At 67.6% G+C, this 21,725-nt stretch carries 21 protein-coding genes; 12 read left to right on the top strand and 9 right to left on the bottom strand.

The window, feature by feature from the left end; all coding sequences use genetic code 11:
• Positions 1 to 2 precede the first annotated feature (2 nt).
• The 3 genes from DTA15_RS16580 to speD are packed head-to-tail and all read left to right on the top strand — an operon-like array spanning position 3 to position 2,082.
• Complete coding sequence (locus DTA15_RS16580) at positions 3 to 1,520, top strand: DUF4178 domain-containing protein (RefSeq protein ID WP_012493477.1); 1,518 nt, start codon at positions 3 to 5, stop codon at positions 1,518 to 1,520.
• Positions 1,517 to 1,666 carry a hypothetical protein gene (locus DTA15_RS38590; RefSeq protein ID WP_006491192.1) on the top strand — a complete coding sequence of 50 codons (150 nt, stop codon included), beginning with the start codon at positions 1,517 to 1,519 and terminating at the stop codon, positions 1,664 to 1,666. Before DTA15_RS16580 ends, DTA15_RS38590 begins: the two co-directional genes overlap by 4 nt.
• Positions 1,663 to 2,082 (top strand): adenosylmethionine decarboxylase, encoded by a 420-nt coding sequence (gene speD / locus DTA15_RS16585; RefSeq protein WP_006491200.1) that lies wholly within the window; start codon positions 1,663 to 1,665, stop codon positions 2,080 to 2,082. Before DTA15_RS38590 ends, speD begins: the two co-directional genes overlap by 4 nt.
• Before the next feature lie 26 nt (positions 2,083 to 2,108).
• Here speD and DTA15_RS16590 read toward each other — a convergent pair whose 3' ends face one another.
• Entirely contained in the window at positions 2,109 to 2,561 is a 453-nt protein-coding gene (locus DTA15_RS16590; protein ID WP_006491214.1) for an SRPBCC family protein, read from the bottom strand.
• A gap of 191 nt (positions 2,562 to 2,752) precedes the next feature.
• Here DTA15_RS16590 and DTA15_RS16595 point away from each other — a divergent pair, with 191 nt between their 5' ends.
• Positions 2,753 to 3,793 (top strand): bifunctional nicotinamide-nucleotide adenylyltransferase/Nudix hydroxylase, encoded by a 1,041-nt coding sequence (locus DTA15_RS16595; protein WP_006491208.1) that lies wholly within the window; start codon positions 2,753 to 2,755, stop codon positions 3,791 to 3,793.
• A 72-nt stretch (positions 3,794 to 3,865) separates the two neighbouring features.
• A complete protein-coding gene (locus DTA15_RS16600) occupies positions 3,866 to 5,299 on the top strand; it encodes a nicotinate phosphoribosyltransferase (protein WP_006491207.1) in 1,434 nt (477 codons plus the stop codon).
• Between the two features lie 42 nt (positions 5,300 to 5,341).
• On the opposite strand, the gene DTA15_RS16605 is transcribed toward DTA15_RS16600, so the two are convergent.
• Positions 5,342 to 6,817 (bottom strand): aminotransferase-like domain-containing protein, encoded by a 1,476-nt coding sequence (locus tag DTA15_RS16605; protein ID WP_021033516.1) that lies wholly within the window; start codon positions 6,815 to 6,817, stop codon positions 5,342 to 5,344.
• A gap of 132 nt (positions 6,818 to 6,949) precedes the next feature.
• Here DTA15_RS16605 and DTA15_RS16610 point away from each other — a divergent pair, with 132 nt between their 5' ends.
• Positions 6,950 to 7,837, top strand: coding sequence for a DMT family transporter (locus DTA15_RS16610; protein ID WP_006491199.1), 888 nt, complete (start codon positions 6,950 to 6,952; stop codon positions 7,835 to 7,837).
• 194 nt (positions 7,838 to 8,031) lie between these two features.
• Here DTA15_RS16610 and lysA read toward each other — a convergent pair whose 3' ends face one another.
• Positions 8,032 to 9,270 carry a diaminopimelate decarboxylase gene (gene lysA / locus DTA15_RS16620; RefSeq protein WP_006491202.1) on the bottom strand — a complete coding sequence of 413 codons (1,239 nt, stop codon included), beginning with the start codon at positions 9,268 to 9,270 and terminating at the stop codon, positions 8,032 to 8,034.
• Positions 9,271 to 9,378: 108 nt separating this feature from the next.
• Between lysA and DTA15_RS16625 the strand changes: the two genes are divergently transcribed.
• Positions 9,379 to 10,293 (top strand): LysR family transcriptional regulator, encoded by a 915-nt coding sequence (locus tag DTA15_RS16625; protein WP_012493476.1) that lies wholly within the window; start codon positions 9,379 to 9,381, stop codon positions 10,291 to 10,293.
• A gap of 56 nt (positions 10,294 to 10,349) precedes the next feature.
• A complete protein-coding gene (locus tag DTA15_RS16630) occupies positions 10,350 to 10,949 on the top strand; it encodes a GNAT family N-acetyltransferase (protein WP_006491209.1) in 600 nt (199 codons plus the stop codon).
• A gap of 81 nt (positions 10,950 to 11,030) precedes the next feature.
• Here the strand turns inward: DTA15_RS16630 and DTA15_RS16635 are convergent, their stop codons facing one another.
• Both DTA15_RS16635 and DTA15_RS16640 read right to left on the bottom strand, forming a co-directional pair.
• A complete protein-coding gene (locus DTA15_RS16635; RefSeq protein ID WP_006491198.1) occupies positions 11,031 to 11,609 on the bottom strand; it encodes a DUF4142 domain-containing protein in 579 nt (192 codons plus the stop codon).
• Positions 11,610 to 11,995: 386 nt separating this feature from the next.
• A complete protein-coding gene (locus DTA15_RS16640; protein WP_006491197.1) occupies positions 11,996 to 12,619 on the bottom strand; it encodes an HAD hydrolase-like protein in 624 nt (207 codons plus the stop codon).
• A 159-nt stretch (positions 12,620 to 12,778) separates the two neighbouring features.
• Between DTA15_RS16640 and DTA15_RS16645 the strand changes: the two genes are divergently transcribed.
• A complete protein-coding gene (locus tag DTA15_RS16645; RefSeq protein WP_006491201.1) occupies positions 12,779 to 13,222 on the top strand; it encodes a GNAT family N-acetyltransferase in 444 nt (147 codons plus the stop codon).
• 57 nt (positions 13,223 to 13,279) lie between these two features.
• Positions 13,280 to 13,498, top strand: coding sequence for a DUF1653 domain-containing protein (locus DTA15_RS16650; RefSeq protein ID WP_006480837.1), 219 nt, complete (start codon positions 13,280 to 13,282; stop codon positions 13,496 to 13,498).
• 57 nt (positions 13,499 to 13,555) lie between these two features.
• On the opposite strand, the gene DTA15_RS16655 is transcribed toward DTA15_RS16650, so the two are convergent.
• The 4 genes from DTA15_RS16655 to DTA15_RS16670 form a co-directional block, all read right to left on the bottom strand.
• Positions 13,556 to 14,767 carry a winged helix-turn-helix domain-containing protein gene (locus DTA15_RS16655; RefSeq protein ID WP_006491213.1) on the bottom strand — a complete coding sequence of 404 codons (1,212 nt, stop codon included), beginning with the start codon at positions 14,765 to 14,767 and terminating at the stop codon, positions 13,556 to 13,558.
• 335 nt (positions 14,768 to 15,102) lie between these two features.
• Complete coding sequence (locus tag DTA15_RS16660) at positions 15,103 to 16,182, bottom strand: terpene synthase family protein (RefSeq protein WP_006491212.1); 1,080 nt, start codon at positions 16,180 to 16,182, stop codon at positions 15,103 to 15,105.
• A gap of 54 nt (positions 16,183 to 16,236) precedes the next feature.
• Complete coding sequence (gene uppS / locus DTA15_RS16665) at positions 16,237 to 17,007, bottom strand: polyprenyl diphosphate synthase (protein WP_006491193.1); 771 nt, start codon at positions 17,005 to 17,007, stop codon at positions 16,237 to 16,239.
• Positions 17,008 to 17,400: 393 nt separating this feature from the next.
• On the bottom strand, positions 17,401 to 18,789 hold the full coding sequence (locus DTA15_RS16670; RefSeq protein WP_006491205.1) for an MFS transporter: 1,389 nt from the start codon (positions 18,787 to 18,789) through the stop codon (positions 17,401 to 17,403).
• Between the two features lie 440 nt (positions 18,790 to 19,229).
• Here DTA15_RS16670 and DTA15_RS16680 point away from each other — a divergent pair, with 440 nt between their 5' ends.
• Together DTA15_RS16680 and treA are read left to right on the top strand one after the other, a co-directional pair.
• Entirely contained in the window at positions 19,230 to 19,859 is a 630-nt protein-coding gene (locus DTA15_RS16680; protein ID WP_006491203.1) for a TetR/AcrR family transcriptional regulator, read from the top strand.
• Between the two features lie 136 nt (positions 19,860 to 19,995).
• Complete coding sequence (gene treA / locus DTA15_RS16685; RefSeq protein WP_006491211.1) at positions 19,996 to 21,714, top strand: alpha,alpha-trehalase TreA; 1,719 nt, start codon at positions 19,996 to 19,998, stop codon at positions 21,712 to 21,714.
• Positions 21,715 to 21,725: the final 11 nt, after the last annotated feature.

The following is a 21,725-nucleotide window of genomic DNA, read 5'->3' on the forward strand; positions in this document are numbered from 1 at the left end:
GCATGTTCCGTACCTCGTGCCCCCAGTGCGGCGCGCCGGTCGAGTTTCGCTCGGCCGCGGCGGTGATGGCCGTCTGCGCGTTCTGTCGCAGCACGCTGCTCAAGCGCGGCGCCGACGTCGAGCGCATCGGCGAACTGGCCACGGTGCTCGACGATGCGTCGCCGATCCAGATCGGCACGGCCGGCCGCTACGACAAGCGCGCGTTTACGGTGCTCGGGCGCATCCAGATGACCTACGACGCCGGTGCATGGAGCGAGTGGTACGTCGTGTTCGACGACGGCGCGTTCGGCTGGCTGTCGGATGCGTCGGGCCAGTACGCGATCACGGTGCGCGAACCCGACGATGCGTCGGGCCGCGCATGGCCCGCATTCGACACGCTCGAACCGGGCATGCGGATCGACCACGGCGGCCGCGCGTATCTGGTGTCCGACGTGCGCACCGCGCGCTGCACGGGCGGCGACGGCGAGCTGCCGTTTCGCGTCGATGCCGGCTGGGAGGCGCGCGTCGCCGACCTGCGCACGGGCAATGCATTCGCGACCTACGACTATTCCGACGCCGAACCGAACGGCGGCATCCCGGCCGTCTATGTGGGCGAGGCGCTGGAATTCGACGCGCTCGCGTTCACCGGGTTGCGCGACACCGAAAACGATACGCGCGACAAGCGCGGCGCGGAGCTGGTGCCGTTCGCGTGCCCGAGCTGCGGCGCGCCGCTGTCGTATGCACCGAACGTGGCCGACTACGTCGTGTGCGGCAGTTGTCACGCGGGCGTGCGGTGCACGGCGGAGCAGCAGACCGTGTTCGCGGCGCGGCGCAAGCTCGAATCGGTGAAGGGCGCGCTCGAACTCGGCGCGATCGGCACGTTCGACGGCGTGAAGTACACGGTGATCGGCATGATGCGCTGCCGCGTGCCGGGCGACGACGAGACGTGGGACGAGTACCTGTTGCTGAACCCGAAACGCGGCTTCCTGTGGCTCGTGCAGAGCGACGGGCGCTGGGAACGGGTGCAGGTGCTCGACCATTGGCCGACGATCGGCGGCGAATCCGGCAACGTGACCGACGACGGCAAGACCTACCGGCTGCGCGAGGAATACGAATCGGAGGTCGTCTACGTGGTCGGTGCATTCAACTGGCGCGTGCAGGCGGGCGATCGCACGTCGATCATCGACTACGGCTGGCAGAAGGACAAGCTCACGCGCGAGCGCAGTGACGCGGAGATCGTCTGGTCGCGCGCGCGCCCGCTGTCGGCCGGCGCGCTCGCCGAGCGCTTCGGCACGCCCGCGCTCGCGGCGGCCACGCCGGCGGCCGCCGGCGCCACCGAATCGATGGGCCTGTTCGGCCGAAAGGGGCCGCACAGTTTCGCGCCGCTGCCGTTCATGTTCAGCGCGTTGCTCGTGATCTTCAACATGGGCTCGCTGTTCTCGTTCACCGGCCGCTCCGTCTACGTGCTGGTCGGCCTGCTGGTGCTGTGGCTGCCGGAATGGCTGTGGAAACGGTTTGCGCCGGACGGGGGCAACGCGTGATCCGGTACATTCTCTACGGCATCTACGGCCTGATCGTCGTCACGCTGTTCAGTTGTTCTTCGATCGGCGGCAGCGGTTCGGGCGGCGGCGGGTGGGGCAGTTCGTCGGCGCGCAGCGGCTACTCGTCGTACGGGTCGCACAAATGACCGCACGCGACGGGAGCGTGTCGCCGGACGCGACGCTCGGCTCGCACGTGCTGGCCGACCTGGCCGGCATCGATGCGGCGCTGCTGCGCGACGCCGCGCGGCTCGAAGCAATCCTCACCGACGCGGCGCAACGGGCCGGCGCGCGCGTGATCGGCGCGCATTTCCATCATTTCGGCGGCGAGCATGGCGTGACGGGCGTCGTGCTGCTGGCGGAGTCGCACATCACGATCCACACGTGGCCCGAGCATCGCTTCGCGGCCGTCGATGCGTTCATGTGCGGCGCGGCGCGTGCCGCCGACGCGGTCGATGCGATCGCCGCGGCGCTCGGCACGCACGCGCAGGTCCGGCAGCAGGTGGCGCGCGGCGGGATGGCGGCCGCCTGTCGTTTCCCCGGCTTCGGCGAATCTGGCAAATAGCCGATGGCGCAGCCGGCTTACGCCGGTCAGCGCGGCAGTGCTTCGGCTTCGGCCCAGCGCTTGAACGAATCGAGACGCCGGCGGGTCTGCACGAGATAGAACGCGCCGATCAGCGGTTCGAGCAGCCAGCGCAGCCAGGACGGCTGGGCGCGGAAGTGGTACGTGAACTTCACCTCGGTCGATCCGGCCGTGCGCTCGGTGAAGTTCCAGCTGCCGCTGAAGCGTTCGAGCACCTTCGGCCCTTCGACCATTTCGACGGCGGCGACCTGCGGCGGACGGTACGAGATGTAGCGCGACACCATCGTCGCGCCCGACTGGCTGCGGCAGAACGCGTCGACGCCGACGTCGGCGGTCGTGCCGTCGAGCAGATAGGCATCGATGAGGAAGTTGTCCCAGACGAGCCGCCGCCCGTAGTCCTGCGACCACGTGAACAGGCGTCTGCGATCGACGCCGACGGTCCGGCTGACGGAGATCCTCATGAGGGCGGGCGCCGTGGCGCGGATTGGGATGAAATCGAGTGTAACTCGCCAATAACGCGTGTTTCGTCAGACTTCGTCAAGTCGAGCGCAGGCTCGAATCGGCTCGATTGACGTCCCTCGGGAATTCCCCTAGGATTCATCTCAACCCTTCGGGACAGACCCGGAGCGTTTCAATCTCTTGAGGGAGCCTCATGAGTACGCAACAGAACCGGCGCTTCGACGCGCTCGTTTTCATTGGTCGTTTCCAGCCTCCGCATCGTGGTCACCTGAACGTGCTGAAGTCGGCACTGAGCCGGGCCGAGCGCGTGTGCGTGCTGATCGGATCGACCGACAAGCCCCGCACCATCAAGGATCCGTTCTCGTTCGACGAGCGTCGCCAGATGCTGGCTTCGCTGCTCGACGCGTCCGAGCGCGATCGCGTGACGATCGCACCGCTGCAGGATTCGACCTACAACGACGGCGACTGGGTGCGCTGGGTGCAGGATGCGGTGGCCGTCGTGCTCGGCGACGTCGCGCAACGCAAGGTCGGGCTGATCGGCCACGAGAAGGACGCCACCTCGTATTACCTGCGGATGTTCCCGCAATGGGAGCTCGTCGACGTCGACGCGACGGAAGACATTTCCGCCACCGAGATCCGCGACCAGTATTTCGCCGAACGCACCAACAGCTTCGTGCAGTGGGCCGTGCCGGAACCCGTGTTCGGCTGGCTCGAGCGTTTTCGCACGCAGCCGGAATTCGCGCAACTGAAGTCGGAAGCCGAATTCATCGCCGCGTATCGCAAGGCGTGGGCGGCCGCGCCGTATCCCGTCACGTTCGTGACGGTCGACGCGGTGGTCGTGCACTCGGGCCATATCCTGCTCGTGCGCCGCCGCAGCGAACCGGGCCGCGGCCTGTGGGCGCTGCCGGGCGGCTTCGTGAACCAGGACGAGCGGCTCGATGCGGCGTGCATCCGCGAGCTGCGCGAGGAAACCGGCCTCAAGCTGCCGGAACCCGTGCTGCGCGGCTCGATCAAGGATCGCCAGGTGTTCGATCACCCGACGCGTTCGCTGCGTGGCCGCACGATCACGCATGCGTGCCTGTTCAACTTCCCGACCGGCGAGTTGCCGCGCGTGAAGGGCAGCGACGACGCCGACAAGGCGCGCTGGGTCCCGCTCAACGAATTCGCGCAGATGCGCAACGTGATGTTCGAGGATCACTTCGACATCGCGTATCACTTCCTGGGGAAGCTGTGACGCGCTGATTCCCCGCATCGGTCCGCCGCGACAGACGCGGCGGCACTTCAACGGCCTAGAGGAGCTCTAGCCATGCAAAACGATCCCGGCGGCTTTGCCGCGGTTCTCGCCAATCCGATTCTCAACACGGATTCGTACAAGGCTTCCCACTTCCTGCAGTATCCGCCGGACGCATCGGCGATGTTCTCGTACGTCGAATCGCGCGGCGGCCGTTACGACCGCACGCTGTTCTTCGGCCTGCAGATGCTGCTGAAGCAGTACCTGTGCAAGCCGGTGACGCACGCGATGATCGACGACGCGCGCGATTTCTTCACGGTGCACGGCGAGCCGTTCAACGAAGCAGGATGGCGCTATGTCGTCGAGCACTACGACGGTTACCTGCCGGTGAGGATCCGCGCGGTGCCGGAAGGCTCGATCGTGCCGGTGAACAACGTGCTGATGACGGTCGAATGCGACGATCCGCAGGTGTTCTGGCTCGCGTCGTATCTCGAGACGATGCTGTTGCGCATCTGGTATCCGGTGACGGTGGCGACCCGCAGCTGGCACCTGCGGCAGACGATTCGCCGCTTCCTCGAACGGACCGACGACGATCTCGCGCAACTGCCGTTCAAGCTGCACGACTTCGGCGCGCGCGGCGTGTCGAGCGCAGAATCGGCCGCGATCGGCGGCGCCGCGCACCTCGTGAATTTCATGGGCTCGGACACGGTGCTCGGCGTGCTGGCCGCGAACCGCTTCTATCGCGAGCCGATGGCCGCCTACTCGGTGCCGGCGGCCGAGCACAGCACGATCACGTCGTGGGGGCGCGAGGGCGAGGCCGATGCGTACCGCAACATGATCAGGCGCTTCGGTTTGCCGGGTGCGATCGTATCGGTCGTGTCGGACTCCTATGATCTGTTCGCCGCGCTCGATCTGTGGGGTGGCGAACTGCGGCAGGCGGTGCTCGATTCGGGCGCGACGCTCGTCGTGCGTCCCGATTCCGGCGATCCGGTGACGATCGTGTTGCAGACCGTGCGCGCGCTCGACGCGTCGTTCGGTTCGACCGTGAACGGCAAGGGGCGGCGCGTGCTGAACCGCGTGCGCGTGATCCAGGGCGACGGTGTCGACGAGCAGTCGATCGAGGCGATCCTCGCCGCGCTCGACGATGCCGGCTATGCGGCCGGCAACGTGGTGTTCGGCATGGGCGGTGCGTTGTTGCAGCGCGTGAACCGCGATACGCAGCGCTTCGCGATGAAGTGTTCGGCCATCCGGCGTGATGGCGTATGGCACGACGTTCGCAAGGATCCGGTCACCGATCGGGGCAAGCGCTCGAAGCAGGGGCGGTTGACGTTGCTGCGCAATTGGCGCACCGGCGAGTATCGGACGGTGACGTTGCCGGTCGCGTGGGATGATCGCGTGCTGGAAGGCGAATGGGAAGAGGCGCTCGAGACGGTGTTCGACACCGGGCGTTTGCTCGTCGATACGTCGTTCGCCGAGGTCCGGGCGAGGGCGCATGCGGGGGAGGTGTGACGCAGGCGGCGGGCCATCCCGCCGCTGCGCGGCAGGTTCGCGTCACTTGCCGGCCAGTACACGGCTGCCGGCATTCGCCGGCGCGCCGCCGCGCTCCACCACCCGCACCGCCTCCATCGCCCGCGCCAGCGCATCGAACACCGCCGGACCCTTGCAACGCGACACGTTGAAGCGCATGTACGACGTCGCGCTGCGCGACGCGCTGAACACGTCGCCGGGCGCGAGCACCACGTCATGGTCCAGCGCATGACGCGCGACGCGCGCGGCGTCGAGCCCGTCCGGCAATTGCGCCCACACGAACAACCCGCCGCGCGGCTCCGTCCAGATCCCGAGCCCGGCCCGCGCGAGGCGCCGGATCGTTTCGCCCATCGCGTCCGCGAGACGCGCGCGCAGGCTGTCGAGATGGCGCCGGTACGTGCCGTCGATCAGCAGCCGGTGCACGACGTTCGCGCCGATCTGTGCATTGCCGAACGACGTCGCGAGCTTCAGGTCGACGAGCGCGTCGATCCATTCCGGACGCGCGGCGACATAGCCGCAGCGGATCGCGGCCGACAGCGTCTTCGAGAAGCTGCCGATCGACACGACGCGCGACAGCCCGTCGAACGCCGCGAGGCGCGGTGCGGGCGTGCTCTCGAAATCCGCGAAGATGTCGTCCTCGACGATCAGCAGCCCGTGCTCGGCCGCGAGCGTCAGCAGCCGGTGCGCGACGGGCGGTGCGAGCGTCGCGCCGGTCGGGTTGTGCAGCGCGGCGTTGGTGATGTACAGGCGCGGCCGGTGCTCGGCGAGTACCTGCTCGAAGCGCACGAGATCGGGGCCGTTCGGCGTGAACGGGACGCTGACGATCCGTGCGCGATGCGCGCGCAGCAGCGCCTGGAAGTTGAAGTAGCACGGATCGTCGAGCACGACCGTATCGCCGGGCTCCAGCAGCAGGCGGCACACGAGGTCGAGCGCGTGCGTGCCGCCGTCGGTCAGCATGATCTGCGCGGGTTCCGCGTGGACGCCGTGCTGCGCGAGCCGCCACGCAAGCTGCTGGCGCAGCGCGGGCAGGCCGAGCGGGGTCGCATAGTCGGTCAGCGCATCGGCTTCGTCGCGCGACACGGCGCGCAACGCGCGCCGCAGGCTTTCGTCGGGCAGCCACGACGACGGCAACCATCCGCAGCCGGGCTTCACCGACGTCGGCGCCGCTTCGAGCGACTGACGCGACAGCCACAGCGGATCGAGCGCGCGATCGAGGCGCGGGCCGAGTTCCGCGAGCGCGAGCGGCGGTGCGTGCCCCGATACATAGAAGCCCGAACCGCGTCGGGCGACGAGCACGCCTTCACTCGCGAGCCGTTCGTACGCATCGACGACCGTCGATTTCGATACGCCGAGCGCATCGGCCATCATCCGGATCGACGGCACGCGCGCGCCGGGCATCAGCGCGCGGCTCGAGATCCGCGCGCGCAACGTATCCATGACGGTTTCCACGCGCGTGCGCGACGGCGCGGGCGGAGCGGGAATCGGGGCGGAATGGCTCATGGCGAACAATGAACTGTACGGCCGGTTGTCCAGTACAGTTTGTCTGAATTGTATTGGGCTGTAGCTTACGCCGTTTTCGCCGGCGGCGGATCATCGGTCATCCATCATCCATTTCCCCATTCAGGATCGACCGTGCAAAAGACGACCGACGGATGGCTCAGCGGCCTGCTGGGCGTCATCATTTTCAGTGGCTCGCTGCCCGCGACGCGTGTCGCGGTACAAGGGCTCGACCCGCTGTTCCTGACGTTCGCCCGCGCGACCATCGCCGGTGCGCTCGGCCTGCTGCTGCTCGTCGTGCTGAAGCAGCGGCGGCCGTCGCGCGCCGAGGCCGTGTCGCTGGCCATCGTCGCGCTCGGTGTCGTGGTCGGGTTCCCGTTGCTGACGGCGCTTGCGTTGAAGCACGTGACGTCGGCGCACGCGATCGTGTTCGTCGGGCTGCTGCCGCTCGCGACCGCGCTGTTCGGCGTGTGGCGCGGCGGGGAACGGCCGCGGCTGCCGTTCTGGATCTTCTCGATCGTCGGCAGCGGCGCGGTGGCCGCGTTCGCGCTGCGTAACGGCGGGCAGGCGTCGGTGGTCGGCGATGCGCTGATGCTGGCCGCGATCGTCGCGTGCGGGCTCGGTTATGCGGAAGGCGCGCGCCTGTCGCGCCAGCTCGGCGGCTGGCAGGTGATCTCGTGGGCGCTCGTGTTGTCGCTGCCGCTGATGCTGCCGCTCACGTGGCTGACCTGGCCCGCGTCGTTCGACGGAGTAGACGCCGCCGCGCTGTGGGGGCTCGCGTACGTGTCGCTGTTCAGCATGTTGATCGGCTTCGTGTTCTGGTATCGCGGGCTGGCGCTCGGCGGGATCGCGGGCGTCGGCCAGTTGCAGCTGCTGCAGCCGTTCTTCGGCCTCCTGCTCGCGGCCGGGCTGCTGCACGAGACGGTGCCGCCGTCGATGGTGGTCGTGACGGTCGTCGTGGTCGGCTGCGTGGCGGGCGCGAAGTACTTCTCGAAGATGGCGCCCGTGCAGCGTGCGGGGTGACGCAGGCGCAGCGGCGTGCCGCGCATCAGGCCGACGCCCTCCGGTGCGAGGCTGGCCGTAAGCCGATTGCCACCGATGCGCATGATCGCGACATGCGCTCGATCCTGCACCCGATGACGCGGCCCAAGGCAAAACGGCCAGGCTGCCGGTAGCGGCAAGCCTGGCCGTTGGGCGTTCGTCACGCCGGGCGCGGGTTACTCGAACGTTTCCAGCGCGAGCAATTCGCCGATCGTCTGCCGGCGGCGGATCAGTCGCGGCGTGCCGCGATCGACGAGCACTTCCGGCGCGAGCGGCCGGCTGTTGTAGTTCGACGACATCGACGCGCCGTACGCGCCCGCGTCGTGCAGGAACAGCAGGTCGCCGATCTGCGGCTGCGCGAGCTTGCGGTGCGTGACCACGCCGCCTGCATCCTGCGTGAACACGTCGCCCGATTCGCACAGCGGCCCCGCGATCGCGAGATCGACGAGCGGCCGGCCGGCGGGCAGCGCGCCATCGTGCGCGTGTACCGACACCGCGTGATAGCTGCCGTACATCGACGGGCGCATCAGGTCGTTGAAGCCCGCGTCGATCAGCACGAAATCGTGCTTCGGCCGACGGTTGACGGCTTGCACCTCGGTGACGAGCGTGCCGGCTTCGGCGACGAGAAAGCGGCCCGGTTCGATCTCGATGCGCACCGGGTGGCCGAGATGCCGTTCGATCCGCTTGCGCGCGGCGTCCCACTGGCTGAAGTAGTGACCGACGTCGACGCGCGGTTCGCCGTCGCGATACGGGATCGACAGGCCGCCGCCGGCCGAGATCGCATCGATGTCGTGGCCGAGCGACGTGACGAGATCGACCATCGCATCGCACACCTGCGACAGGTGGCCGTAGTCGACGCCCGAACCGATGTGCATGTGGATGCCGACCAGCTTCAGCCCGTACTGGCGCACGATCTCGATCGCGCGCGGTACGTCGTCGATCCAGATGCCGTGCTTGCTCTGCGGGCCGCCGGTGTTGGTCTTGTTGCTGTGACCGTGGCCGAACCCGGGATTCACGCGCAGCCACACGCGGTGGCCGGGCGCGTGCTCGCCGATGCGCGCGAGCATGTCGAGCGAGCCGGCGTTCACGGTCACGCCGTGCTTGAGCACCGCCGCGAGCGTCGGGCGGTCGATCAGGTCGGCCGTGAACACGACGCCTTCCGGTTCGCCTGCCGGGCTGAACCCCGCCGCGAGGCTGCGCTCGATCTCGCCGAGCGACACGGCGTCGACGCACGCGCCTTCTTCGCGCATCAGCTTGAGGATATGGACGTTCGAATTCGCCTTCTGCGCGTAACGGATCACGTCGAACTGGCGCAGTTGGGCGATGCGGTCGCGGATGACGTCGGCGTCGTACACCCACAGCGGGGTGCCGTATTGCTGCGCGAGCGTCGCGAGCTGGCGGGAATCGAGAGACATGGCGGATGAACCGGATGGAATGAACGGATAGCGGGATGATGCGCCTGATCGTCTATACAGTAAAATGCCGATTTATCTTCATTCGATTCATTCCTGATATATATGATCATGCTGACGCACCGTCATATCGAGGTGTTCCGTGCGCTGATGGTCACCGGCAGCACGACGCGCGCGGCCGAGATGCTGTACACGTCGCAGCCGACGATCAGCCGCGAACTGGCGCGGATGGAGCAGGTCGTCGGCTTCGCGCTGTTCGAACGCGCGCACGGCCGGCTGCGCCCGACGATGGCCGCGCTCACGCTGTTCGACGACGTGCGGCTCGCGTATGTGGGGCTCGAACGCGTCGCGGCGACGGCCGCGCGCCTGCGCGAATTCCGCGACGGGCAATTGTCGGTGATCGCGCTGCCGGCGTTCTCGCACGCGATCCTGCCCGGCGCGTGCCGGCGCTTTCACGACGCGCATGCGGGTGTCAGCGTGTCGGTCGCGACGCAGGAGTCGCCGGTGCTCGAGGAGTGGCTCACCGCGCAGCGTTACGACCTCGGGCTGACCGAGCACGACGTCGCGCCGGCCGGCACCGTGCTCACGCCGCTGCTCGAAGTCGATGAAGTGTGCGTGTTGCCCGACGGCCATCCGCTGCTCGCGCAGGACGCGATCGATTTGCTCGATCTCGCCGACCGCCCGTTCGTGAGCCTGTCGCTGAACGATCCGTACCGCATCCTGATCGACGAGGCGTTCGCGCAACTCGGTGTCGCGCCGCGCTCGGTGGTCGATACGCCGTCGGCGGTGTCGGTGTGCGCGTTCGTGCGGCAAGGGCTCGGCGCCGCGATCGTCAACCCGCTCACGGCGCTCGATTTCGTCGGCCGCGATCTGCACGTGCGGCCGCTGACGCGGTCGTTTCCGTACCGGGTCAGCGTGATCGTGCCCGAGCACCGGCCGAAGAGCCTGCTCGTCGATGCGTTCGCCGATGCATTGCGCGGCGAAGCGAAGGCGATCCGCCGCCGGCTCGCCGCGCACCTCGGCTAGCGGCACCGTATGATGGGCGTTTTGCCGCCATCGTCCTCATTTTCCGGAATCCCGTTATGACCGACGCATCGTCTTCCCTCGAACAACCGACCCTCGTCGGCGAACGTGTCGTCCTGCGTCCGCTCGACGTGTCCGACCGGCAAGCGCTGCTGGACGCTGCAGCCGACGGCGAGTTGTGGAACCTGAAGGTCACGGTCGTGCCGGGCGCGCAGACGGTCGACGCCTACATCGATACGGCATTGCAGGGCCGCGCGGCCGGCACCGTGATGCCGTTCGTGATCGTCGATCGCGCATCGGGTCGCGCCATCGGCAGTACACGCTTCTGGAAGATCGATCGCACGAATCGCAAGCTGGAGATCGGCCATACGTGGTTGAGCGAATCGGCGCAGCGTACGCGGGCGAATACCGAAGCGAAGTGGTTGCTGCTGACCTATGCGTTCGACACGATGCGATGCGTACGCGTGCAGTTCACGACGGACGAGCTGAACGAGAAATCGCGCGCGGCGATCCTGCGGCTCGGTGCGAAACAGGAGGGCATCGTGCGTCACGAACGGATCATGCCGGACGGCCGCAAGCGCAATTCGGTGCGCTTCAGCATCATCGACGACGAATGGCCGGAAGTGCGTGCGCGGCTCGACGCGAAGCTGGCGACGTAACGTGTGCCGCGCCGCCGGCAGGGGAGGCGGCGACGCGACAGGGGGCGGTGCGCCGCGCACGATGCGCGGCGCTGCATCGTGTTACTGCGCCGATGCGAGGTGATGACGCTGCGCGAGCTTCTGCGCGTCTGCATAGTGCGCCTGCAGGATCGGCAGCGCCTGGCGTGCGACTTCCTTCAGCTTGGTGTCGCGGCCCGATGCGATTTCGGCCTGGAATGCCGAGATCGCCTTTTGCTGGCCGGCGAGCGCGACCTGTTCGATGTAGGCCTTGTCGAAGTCGGCGCCGCGCAAGCTCTTGATGCTGTTCAGCACGGTCGTGTCCGGGTCGTTGGCCGGCACGTCGACGCCGCGCGGGCTCGCCGCGCGCATCGCCTGGATGATCTTCGCATCGTCGGTCGACACGCGTTGCGCGAAGGCCTTGACCTGGCTGTCCGACGTGCGCGAATCGGCGATGCGCGCGGCGTCGTGCTGGGTCGACACGGTTTTCGTGCCGTCCGTGATGAAGGTCTGGTCGGCTTCGTGGATGCGCGTCGCGGTGGCAGCCGGCGCGGCGGACGCGGCGGGGGCCGGTTGCGCGGTTTGCGCGGTCGCCGTCACGGCGACGAGAAGCAGGCCGGCGGCAGACAAGGCAAGGCGCGAGATGGGGGGAAAGCGGTTCATGGGACCTCCTTTCGATCGGGGCTCTGGTTGAAAAACGGATCGTGTGATCCGTCGCTGTGCGAGAGACCGGGCGCGCCCGGGCCGGATTCGATGGCCACTCTGCCGCGGCGGCGTTCGAAGTGTTTCCCGGCCCGACTGATTCTAGGAGAGCGCTCGGGTAGCAGGTGCAACCGTGCTGTGGCTTGTGTAACGGTTGGTAAGACGAATCGATGGGCATGCGCGCAGGCAGGTAGCGCGTACCTGATGCGCGTGCGGTGGCGGCAATTTTTGCGCGCGCGTGGCGCATGCAATGCATGAGATGCAGGTGCGTGTCATCCGCATTTCATCGACGTGATGTTGTCGTGGCGGCTGCCGTGGCTGCATGCGCGCGTGGCGCGGCGAACGCGTTACACGCGTTCGAGCAGCGCGTCGAGGCGCGGCAGCAACGGCGTCGCGCAATGCGCCTGCAACGCGTCGGGCGCCGTATAGCCCCACGCGACGCCCTGGAACGCGATCCGTGCACGCCGTGCCGCGTCGGCATCGCGGATTTCGTCGCCGACGTACAGCACTTCGTCGGCGCGCACGCCGGCCTCGCGAACGAGCGCGCGCAGACGACGCGCCTTGCCGAACAGCGGAATCCCGCATGCGAAATGGTCGACGCGCGCGCCGGCGCGCGGGCCGAGCCGGTCGCGCACGATCGCCTCGGTATTCGACGTGGCGATCGCGATGCGGATGCCGCGCGCGGCGAGCGCGTCGAACGTTTCGTCGACGCCGGGGAACAGCCGCACGTGCGCGACACGCGGCTGCATCAGGCGGCGCATGTCGATCGTCACGCGCGGCACTTTCCACATCGGCACGTCGAGCGCGCGGATGATGTCGCGCGCCGACATGCCGCGCAGCGCCGGGCGCAGTTCGGGCGTGGCGTCGCGAAAGCCGTGCAGGCGCGACGCTTCCGACAGCGCGGCGAGAAAACTGTCGAGCGAATCGGCGAGCGTGCCGTCGAAGTCGAAGGCGATGAGGCGGTAGGTCATGATGCAGCGTGGCAGGTTTATCGGGCGATGACATTGTCACCGAATCGAAGCCGGCAGAGTACGACCGTTCGTCCGCGGTGGATCGTTGCGCCCCTTGTCCGCCACTCGCCAGCGCGGTATCGTCGATGCTCCGCCTTCCGTCCCGACCGGAGAACAGACGTGCCCGCAGCCACCCCCGCCACGCTGAGATTTTCCACCGACAAGCGCGAACTCGACATCGACGCGATCTTCGATTTCCTGCATCGCGACGCGTACTGGTCGCAGGGCATTCCGCGCGACGTGGTCGAGCGCGCGATCGACGGTTCGCTGTGCTTCGGCGCGTACGTCGGCGACCGGTTCGTCGGGTTCGCGCGGCTCGTCACCGATCAGGCGACGTTCGCGTACCTGTGCGACGTGTTCGTGCTGCCGGCCGAACGCGGCAACGGCTACGGCCGCGCGCTGATCGACCATATATTCGCGCAGGAGATGGTGCGGCGGCTGCGCCGCATCATGCTCGCGACGACTGATGCGCACGCGCTGTACCGGCCGGTCGGTTTCGGTCCGCCGGCGAACCCCGAGCGGCTGATGGAGATCCGCCGCCCCGACATCTACACGACACGCTGACGGGCGGCGCAGCGCATACAATACGCGCTTTCCCTTTTTGCCGAAGAGAAGCACACCATGACCGAACAGGAAGCCGAACAGCTCGCGACGCACCGCCACTACAAGGGCGGCCTGTACCGCTACATCGGCGTTGCCCGCCATTCCGAAACCGAGGAATCGGTGGTCGTCTACGAGCATCTGTGGCCGCATGCGCGCGGGCTGTGGGTGCGGCCGGAAGCCATGTTCAACGGCAATCTCGAAGACGGCACGCCGCGTTTTCGCAAGCTGCGCGACTGATCCGCGGCCGGCGGCGCGTACGCCGCCGCGCGGGCCGGCCGCGCGAACCTGTGCGCGTTACGTGTCGGCCAGCGCCTTCACCAGTTCCGGCGGTGCATGCCTGACCGTCACCTCCGGCGTGCCGTGCCACGCCGCGAGTTTCTTCACGGCCTTCGCGACGTCGGCCGCGAGCCCGGTGCCGAAGCGCACGCCCGGCTCGACGTGCACGGCCTTCAGTTCGAACGTGCCGAGCGTGCGATGCGCTTTCGCATCGACGCGGCCCACCAGCCGGCCGCGATGCAGCACGGGCAGGCAGAAATAGCCGTAGCGCCGCTTGTGCTCGGGTGTGTAGCACTCGATCGTGTAATCGAAACCGAACAGCGTCGACGCGCGCCGCCGGTCCCAGACGACCGGATCGAACGGCGACAGCAGCGTCGTGACCGTCGAGCGCAACGTGTCGGCCGCGGCGGCCGGCAGCCACGCATCGAGCGAGCGATGCACGTAGGCCGGTTCCTTCCAGTCGTCGATCTGCACCGGAATCAGGTCGCCGGCCTCCGCCAGCCGTTCCAGCTCCGCGCGGTACGAGCGGCGCGGCAGCCGATAGTAGTCGGCCACCCAGTCCGCGCGCACGACGCCGAGCGCGCGGCACGTGTAGTCGAGCAGCGCGGGCAGCACGGCTTCGCGCGGCGGCAGGTCGCGCGTATCGTCCCAGCCGGGCAGCACGCGTTCGCGCACGTCGTACACACGCTGGAAATTGCGGCGCTCCGACACCATCAGGTCGCCCGTCGTGAACAGCACTTCCAGGTGACGCTTCTCGGGCTTGCGGTCCCACCAGCCGTTGCCCTTCACGCCGTCCTCGCGCGCGAAATCGGCCGACCGCACCGGGCCTTCCGCGCGAATCCGCGCGAGCAGCCGTTCGATCTCGGGACGATTCTGCGCATGCCATTCGGCCGCATATTTCCAGCCCATCCCCGACGGATCGAGCATCTTGTAGCGCATCAGCCCGAACTGCTCGATCGGCAGGAAACACGCTTCGTGCGACCAGTATTCGAACAGGCGCGCCTCGGCGAGATGTTCGTCGAGCCACTGCGGCGAGAAATTGCCGAGCCGGCTGAACAGCACGAGATACGGGCTGCGCGCGACGACGTGGATCGTGTCGATCTGCAACTGCGCCATCCGGCGGATCGTGTCGAGCACGTCGGACTTGGTGGCCTTGCGGCGGGGCGGCGTGAGCAGGCCCTGTGCGGCGAGATGCAGTGCGCGGGCGGCGGCGGGCGAGAGCGTGAGCATCGGCAGGACGGTCGAGGGTGGCGATCGGGAACCACTTTAGCGCGAAAGCGGCGCGCGCGTGCGACGTGCGGCTGCAACGCGTCTGACAATGGTTGACAGATGCGTTTCGCAAGTTTCCCTATAGTGCAGTTCATGGCGCGACGACAAGTGCGCGCAACGATTCCGCTTCCGACGCACATATGTCCATGGCACGCAGGAAGCGAATCCGGGACTCTCAACCCCCATCGGGAGACCCGGAGCCCTGAGCGAACATCCACGCGGCTGTGCACCGGCCCCGTGTGGATGTTCGCTGATTTTTTTGCTTTTCCGGTTTTCATCCGTCGCCGAGCGACAGGTCATGTCGCGGCGCTCGTCTGTCCGGGCCGCAGCGCACGGGACAGGTCGTAGTGTTTCGCCGCACCGTAACGCGGCGAACCGAAGTGCCAGTCGTAGTTGCCGCGAATGTATGTGCGGGCCTCGTCGAGCAGGCGCAGCGACGCGCGATCGTCGGTGCGCGCACGCACCTTTTTTTCCAGATCGAGATAACGCGCGAGATAGCCGTTGTGGATGTCCGCCGCCGCGTCGAGCGCGGCTTGCGGCGCGAGCCCGCGTTCGTGCATCAAGACGCAGACGAGATTGCTGCTCGATTCGCCGGCCTCCTTCGGATACGAAAAGATGTCGTTGCACAGGCACAGGATCAGGCCGGACAGCTTGCGCAGGCGCTCGACTTCTTCGTCTGCGTAGAACGCGGCGGGCGCTTCGTAGCCCGCGGCGATGTCGATCAGCGCGAACGCGCCTTCGCCGCAGCCGTTATAGGTGCGACCGGACAGGTACTCGGCCTCGCCGGGTACGACGTCGGTCGCGAACCGGCCGGTTTCCCATAGCGTCGAGAACAGGAACGTCATCATTCCCGCCACCCAGCGGGCGTACTGCACGCGTGTGGATGCAGCGGCGATACGCGCGCAGATGTCCTGCGTCGCCCGTTGCAGGGCGGGCAGGAACGCGGCCAGGTGCGGCAGGCGCCCCGCCAGCGCGGCGCGCAGCGGCGCCGGATCATGACCGGTCGGGTCGGCGATCATTTCGTACAGCCACAGGTAGAGCGCGCCGAGCTCGCCCGGGGCGCGCGCGACGCCGTGCAGGCTGCACAGGCCGTCGTCGATCGCGAAGATCCAGCCATACGCGCGGCTCGTCGTGCACAGGCCGTCGAAGGTCGCGTGCGCATAGACGCGTGAGCAGTATTCGCCGACCTTGCCGTGACGGATGCCGTTGGCCCAGCGCGGATCGTCGAGCAAGCCATGGCCGTTCATCCACGCGAGCAGGTCGGCTTCGGCGCGGTCGGCGTCGGGATGCACGGGCGTGTCGAACGGGTGGAACAGGTGCGGCAGCACGAGCGCGGGCGCGGCGGCTTCGGCGGTAACGGTTTCAACGGTGGACATGGCGTGCCTCGCGGATGGCGGGTGACAACGGGTGTCATGAAGGACGGTCCGGCGCTACTTGCCGAACCGGCGCGCGCGCTTGCCGTACGCATCGATGGCCTGTTCGAAATCGTCGCGTCCAAAATCGGGCCAGCACGTCGGCGTGAAATAGAACTCCGAGAAAGCGGTTTGCCACAGCATGAAATTCGACAGGCGCTGCTCGCCCGACGTGCGGATCACGAGGTCCGGCTCCGGCTGGCCGGCCGTGTAGAGCCGGCTCGCGATCAGCTCCGGGCTGAGTTGCGCGAGCAACTGCTCGACGGTGCCGGCGGCGACATGCTCCGCGATCAGCGAGCGGACCGCGTGCAGCAGGTCGAGGCGGCCGCTGTACGCGACCGCGATGTTCACGTCGAGCCCGCGCGCGTGGGCCGTGCGTTGCTGCGCGGCGCGGATGCGCTCGGCGGTGGCGGGCGGCAACTGCGTCAGGTCGCCAATCACGTGCAGGCGCCAGCGGCCGCAGGCGGCAAGCTCGTCGAAGACGTCGCCGATCACCGCGAGCAGGTCGCGCAATTCCCCGGCGTCGCGCTGGAGATTCTCGGTGGACAGCGGCCACAGCGTCACGAACGGGATTCCGGTTTCCTCGCACCACGACAGCAGCGCGTGCACGTTGCGCCCGCCGGCCCGATAGCCGTCGGCGGCCGGCAGGCCGAGGCGGTCCGCCCAGCGCCGGTTGCCGTCGAGGATGACGGCGAGATGCGTCGGCAATGGCGGCCGGGCCGTATCCAGTGCAGCGGGCGAGTCGGTGATGAATGTTTCCGGCGCGCGCAGAATCAGCTCTTGAGTCATGGAGACCCCTTCGAGGCGAGATAGCGATCGAAACGTGAAACAGCGGATGGGAGGTTATGACGACTGCTGCAATTCGGCGCGGGGACAATATCGGCGCCGATGCGAGTGATCATTATTGATCAATGGATTTCGGATTTTCAAGTCGTTCGCATGCCCGATATCGGGACGCGCCAGCGCAAGCGACCGAGCAGGCGTGGCGGCGCGTCTGCCGATATCGAAAGCGGTGATGCGCAGTCGATCTTCGGGCCGAGGTTATTTCGACATGCGGATTCGGCGAGTGCCTCGTGCGTTTCGCGCGATTGAATAAATTTCGGAATTGAAAAATAAAAGCGATGCAATACGCGGACGATCGATTGCGGCGAAAACGATTTCGCTGCGTCGGCCGTTGGCCGCCTATGCCCGCTTGCCGCGCGCGACCTCGTCGCCGGCGCCGGGCGGCAGCCGCCGCGTGATCGGAATCGATGCGAACGAGCACAGCCCGACCACCACGAATGCCGGCCAGAAATCCGACCACACCATCGCCTGATGGCCCTGGAGCCAGTGCGACACGTGCAGCACGAGGCCGGCCACCGTCACGCCGAGGCCGAGCGACATCTGCTGCACGACGCTGCCGAGGCTCGTCGCGCGGCCTGCGTCGCGCGGCGAGATGTCCGCATAGATCATCGAATTCAGGCTCGTGAACTGCAGCGCGGGGAAGATGCCGCCGACGAGCACGATCATCCAGATCGCCCAGGTGGCCATGCCGGGATGGAACACGCCATACGCGGCGATCGCGAGGCCCGCGAACGCCGCGTTGTAGATCAGCACGGTACGAAAGCCGAAGCGGCGCAGCGTATGGGTGGCCGTCGAGCGGCTGACCGCGCCGCCGAGCGCGGACGCGCACGTGATCAGGCCGGAATGGAACGCGCTCATGCCGAGCCCTTCCTGCAGCGCGAGCGGCAGCAGGAACGGCACCGCGCCGAGGCCGATGCGGAACAGCGACCCGCCGACGACGCTCGCGTGGTACGTCGGGATCTTCAGGAAACTGAGGTCGAGCACGGGGCGCTCCTTGCGGCGCGCGTACGGCACGTACAGCGCGAGCATCGCGGCGCCGGCCGCGCACATGAGGATGGCGTTCGAGCGCGACGTGAGCGAACCGTCGATCAGCGTGAGGCCCATCAGCAGCAGCGCCGCGCCGCTGGCCGACAGCAGGAAGCCGAACCAGTCGAGCGGCCCCGGATCGGGCTCGTGCGTGTTCGCGATGTGCTTGCTCGCGAGGTAGATCCCGTAGATGCCGATCGGCACGTTGATGAAGAAGATCATCCGCCAGTGCAGATAGGTCGTGATGAAGCCGCCGACGAGCGGCCCGACCGTGGGCCCGAACAGCGCGGGAATCGCGAGGTAGTTCATCGCGCGCACGAGATCGGAGCGTGGCACCGCGCGGAAGATGATGATGCGGCCGACCGGCACCATCATCGCGCCGCCGACGCCCTGTATGAAGCGCGCGAACGTGAGCACGCCGAGGGAGTTGGACGCCGCGCACATCAGCGAGCCGACGACGAAGATGCCGATCGCGGTGCGGAACACGGCGCGCGCGCTGAAGCGGTCGGCGAGCCAGCCGCAGATCGGGATGAACACGCCGAGGCCGACCACGTAAGCCGTGATCGCGATGTTCAGTGTGACGGGGCTGTGCCCGAAGTCCCTCGCCATCGCGGGCAGCGCGGTGACGATGATGTTCGCGTCGACGCTTTCCATGAACAACGCACAGGCAACGATGAGCGGTGCTAGAAAGACGGGCGACATGGGCTGGGCGCGCGGTAAAGACGTCATTATGCCCACAATGTGACCGTTGCGTCACGTACGACAACAGTTGTTCCGCATGTTGCAACAGTCGTCTTTTCCTGTGGATGGGGCGGAAAGAACGACTGCGCGTGGGCAAGCGACGCGTTGCTCGTGCGTGTCGAATGCGTTGCCCGACCGGTGAACGACGCAGCATCGCCGTTGCCGGGCGCGCGTGCGTTTTCGATGCCGGGCAGGCGGTCGACGCGCCCGACATTGCGATCGGGGAACGGCTTCCCGCGCGGTGCGTCGCCCACGCTTTCGCCATTCGGCGTGCGTGTCGACGCGCATGAACACGATGAGCGGGACCGACGTCTGCCCGGTATGGCGATTCCTTTTGACGGAGTGGCGGTGCGTTTCTAGAATATGAGCGTTTGCTCATATTCGAAACTCGCATTCCCGCCATGTCCGACTCGTCTTCGCGCATCCCGCTGTCGCCCCGCAAGGCGCCGCGCCAGCGCCGCTCGGTGGCCACCGTCGATGCGATCGTCGAGGCCGCCGCGCGCATTCTGGAGCGCGACGGCTTCGACGGCTACACGACGAATGCGGTCGCCGCGCTGGCCGGCGTGAGCATCGGTTCCCTCTATCAATACTTTCCGAACCGCGATGCGCTGACCGCTGCGCTTGTCGAGCGCGAGAGTGCGCATCTGCTCGACGACGTCGACCGGGCGGCCGCGCTGTCGTCGTGCGACGACGTGCTGCGCACGCTGGTGCGCGGGGCCGTCGCGCACCAGATGCGCCGGCCGGTGCTCGCGCGGCTGATCGATTTCGAGGAGGCGCGGCTGCCGCTCGGTGCGCGCAACGCGCGCGTCGTCGACCGCATCCACTCGACCTTGCTGCATGCGCTCGGGTTGCGCGATGCGCCGCGCGTCGCCGCGCCAGACGTGATTGCGCACGATCTGCTCGCGATCGTGAAAGGCATCGTCGATGCGGCGGGCGCGCGCGGCGAAACCGATGCGCACGCGCTCGAAGCGCGGGCGTGGCGGGCGGTGCGCGGTTATCTCCGGGAATCGCGCGAATCGAAACTTGCTTGAGATGCATGTTTCGTGCGACAGTCGGACCCATTCGCACCACAACATGACGCGTATCGATCGAAGGCCATCGAGACGAACGCGCGCGCGAACGAGACCTCGTGCCGATCCACTCACCATCGAAAGGAGGGGACACGCCATGACGTCACGTCGTGCCGCACCGCTTGCATCTCGCTTCTCGTCGCGTCAGTCACCGCCCGCGCCGCGTCTGCGCTGGGCCGCCGCACTGGCCATCGCGTATCTCGCCGTCGCCGGCTGCGCCGCGCAGGCCGACAATGCGAACCAGGCCGCCGCGCAAGCGGTCGGCCAGTCCGCGATACCGGCTACCACCGCAGCGGCTGCCGCTCCCGCGTCGGGCACGCTGCCGCCGCCGCCGAGCCAGCTCTACGGCGATCTGTTCGTCGCGGTGCAGACCGCGCAGCTCTATCCCGACCAGAAGACCTTCGTCGACGCAACGCCCGATACCGACCCCGCGACGATCGTGCAGTTGTATCAGCAACAGAAATCGCAGCCGGGCTTCTCGCTGAAGGCGTTCGTCGACCAGCATTTCACGCCGCCCCCGGCAGGCGGCGTGACGCCGCCGCCGAACCAGACGCTGCGCCAGCACATCGACTGGCTGTGGCCGCAGCTCACGCGCACGAGCGTCACGGTGCCCCAGTACAGTTCGCTGATTCCGATGCCGAAGCCGTACGTCGTGCCGGGTGGCCGTTTCCGCGAAGGGTACTACTGGGATACCTATTTCACGATGCTCGGGTTGCAGGTGTCGGGGCGCGAGGATCTCGTCGACGACATGCTCGACAACTTTGCATACCTGATCGATACGGTCGGCCACATCCCGAACGGCAATCGCACGTACTACGCGAGCCGCTCGCAGCCGCCGTTCTTCGCGTACATGGTCACGCTCGCCGCGCAGGTCGAGGGCGACAAGGTCTACCAGAAATACCTGCCGGCGCTGCGCAAGGAACATGCGTACTGGATGCAGGGCGAGACCACGACGCCGCGCGGGCAGGCGGCGCGCCACGTGGTCGCGATGCCCGACGGCGCCGTGCTGAACCGCTACTGGGATGCGAGCGATACGCCGCGCGACGAGTCGTATCTGGAGGACGTGACGACCGCGAAGTCGGTGCCGTCCCGACCGGCGAACGAGGTGTACCGCGACCTGCGCGCGGGCGCCGAAAGCGGCTGGGACTACAGCTCGCGGTGGTTCGGCGACGGCAAGACGCTCGCGACGATCCGCACGACGTCGATCGTGCCGGTCGACCTGAACAGCCTGATGTTCCATCTCGAGACGACGATCGTGAAGGGCTGCGCGGTCACGCGCGACATCGCATGCGTGGCCGATTTTTCAGCGCGCGCGGGCAAGCGTGCGGCTGCGATCAATCATTACCTGTGGAACCGTCGCGGCTACTATGGCGACTACGACTGGCAGTTGCGCAAGCCGCGCGACGGCGTGACGGCGGCCGCGCTGTATCCGTTGTTTGCAGGCGTCGCGTGGCCGGAGCGTGCGAAGGCGACCGCGCGCGAAGTGCGCAAGACGCTGCTGCAGCCGGGCGGTCTCGCGACGACGACCGAGAACACGGGCCAGCAATGGGATGCGCCGAACGGCTGGGCGCCGCTGCAGTGGATCGCGATCGACGGGCTGCGCCGTTATGGCGAACCGGCGCTCGCGAAGGACATCGGCACGCGTTTCCTGTCCGACGTGAAGCATGTGTATGCGACCGAAGGCAAGCTCGTCGAGAAGTACGTGGTCGAGGGTACCGGCACGGGCGGCGGAGGCGGCGGCGAATATCCGTTGCAGGACGGCTTCGGCTGGACCAACGGCGTCACGCTGAAACTGCTCGGGCTGTACGGCGAGTAATGCGCGGTGCG

The sequence above is a fragment of the Burkholderia cenocepacia genome (assembly GCF_900446215.1).
GTDB classification, from domain to species: Bacteria; Pseudomonadota; Gammaproteobacteria; order Burkholderiales; family Burkholderiaceae; genus Burkholderia; species Burkholderia cenocepacia.